2 protein-coding genes are annotated in these 1904 nt (G+C 69.8%); both read left to right on the forward strand.

What is annotated here, in order from left to right:
* The coding region (gene ilvC / locus VI056_11520; protein ID HEY6203657.1) for a ketol-acid reductoisomerase at positions 1–782 on the forward strand (782 nt) is incomplete at its 5' end.
* A gap of 22 nt (positions 783–804) precedes the next feature.
* Positions 805–1904 (forward strand): 2-isopropylmalate synthase (locus VI056_11525; GenBank protein HEY6203658.1); only part of this gene is annotated, 1100 nt, incomplete at its 3' end.

The following is a 1904-nucleotide window of genomic DNA, read 5'->3' on the forward strand; positions in this document are numbered from 1 at the left end:
CGCCGTACATGGGCAAGGGCCGGACGCTCCTCGTCGCGCACGCGTTCTCGGTCCACTTCGGCGAGGTGAAGCCGCATGCCGAGGCCGACGTCGTGATGATCGCGCCGAAAGCGCCGGGCCACCGCATGCGCGAGGTCTTCAAGGAAGGCAAGGGCGTGCCGGCGCTCCTCGCCGTGTATCAGGACGTTTCCGGCAAGGCCGAGCAGACCGCCCTCGCGTACGCGCAGGGCGTCGGCGCGACGCGCGCCGGTGTCATCGCGACGACGTTCGCGGAGGAGGTGGAGACCGACTGGTTCGGCGAGCAGGTCATCCTCTGCGGCGGCATCAGCGAGCTCATGAAGGCGAGCTTTGACACGCTCGTGGACGCCGGGTACCAGCCCGAGGTCGCGTACTTCGAGTGCGTGAACGAGATGAAGCTCATCGTCGACCTCATCTACGAAGGCGGGCTCTCGTACATGCGGTACTCCGTGTCCGACACCGCCGAGTTCGGCGACTACACCGTCGGGCCGCGGATCATCGACGCGCGCGTGCGCGCCGAGATGAAGAAGGTGCTCAGCGACATCCGCGACGGCACGCACGCGAAGAAGTGGATCGCGGAGTACCGCAGCGGCGCCAAGAACCTGTACGCGCAGCGCGCCAAGGAGCAGGAGCAGCCGCTCGAGCAGGTCGGGCGTCGCCTGCGCCAGATGATGCCTTGGCTTCCAAAGCGCGAAGTACCAGGGCGCGCAGCCGCGCGTCCAGAGCCGGCGCGACCGCCGGAGCCCGTCGCGGCCGCGGACTAAGCGGATCAAGAGGGGGAACGAGATGCGACAGATCGAGATCTTCGACACGACCCTGCGCGATGGTGAGCAGGCGCCCGGTGCGGCCCTTACCGCCGCAGCGAAGCTCGAGGTCGCACGCGCCCTCGCGGACCTCGGCGTGGACACGATCGAGGCCGGGTTCCCCGCGGCATCCGACGGCGAGGCTGCCGCGGTGCGGCAGATCGCCCAGGACGTCACCGGGGTCACGATGGCCGCACTCGCGCGAGCGACCGACGCCGATGTCGACGCCGCGGCCAGGGCGCTCGCGCCGGCGCAGCGCAAGCGCATCCACGTGTTCATCGGGACGTCCGACATCCACCTCGAGCGCAAGCTCCGCATCACGCCGCATGAGTGCCTGCTGCGCGTCGAGCGCGCGGTCCGGCGTGCGATGGAACATGCCGATGAGATCGAGTTCTCCGCCGAGGACGCGACGCGGACGGACATCCACTTCCTCGGCACCGTCTATCAAGTCGCGGCCGCCGCGGGTGCGCGGATCATGAACATCCCCGACACCGTCGGGTATGCGCAGCCGGACGAGTTCGCGCGCACGGTGCTCGCGATCCGCGGCGCGCTCACCGCCTACAACGGCGGCATCCGCGTTTCGGTCCATTGCCACAACGACCTCGGGCTCGCGGTCGCGAACACGCTCGCCGCGATCGAGGTCGGCGCGTCGCAGGCGCACGTCACGATGAACGGCATCGGCGAGCGTGGCGGCAACGCCTCGCTCGAGGAGACCGTCATGGCGCTCCGCTGCCGTGCCGATTGGTATGGCGCGGACACGCGTGTGCGGACGGAGCGGATCGTTCCCACGAGCCGCTTGGTGTCCGAGCGGACCGGGATTCTCGTCCAGCCGAACAAGGCCGTCGTCGGGGCGAACGCGTTCGCGCACGCATCGGGGATCCACCAGGACGGCGTGATCAAGGACCCGCGGACCTACGAGATCATGACCCCGGAGTCGGTCGGCTGGGAGGCGCGACGGATCGTCGTCTCGAAGCTCTCCGGGCGCGCCGGTCTCGCGGCGCGGCTCGCCGAGCTCGGCGTCCCGCTGCACGGCGAGGAGCTCGACAACGCGTACCGCCTCGCGATGCGTCGCGCCGACGAGGT

Source organism: Candidatus Limnocylindria bacterium (assembly GCA_036523395.1).
Classification (GTDB): domain Bacteria; phylum Chloroflexota; class Limnocylindria; order P2-11E; family P2-11E; genus CF-39.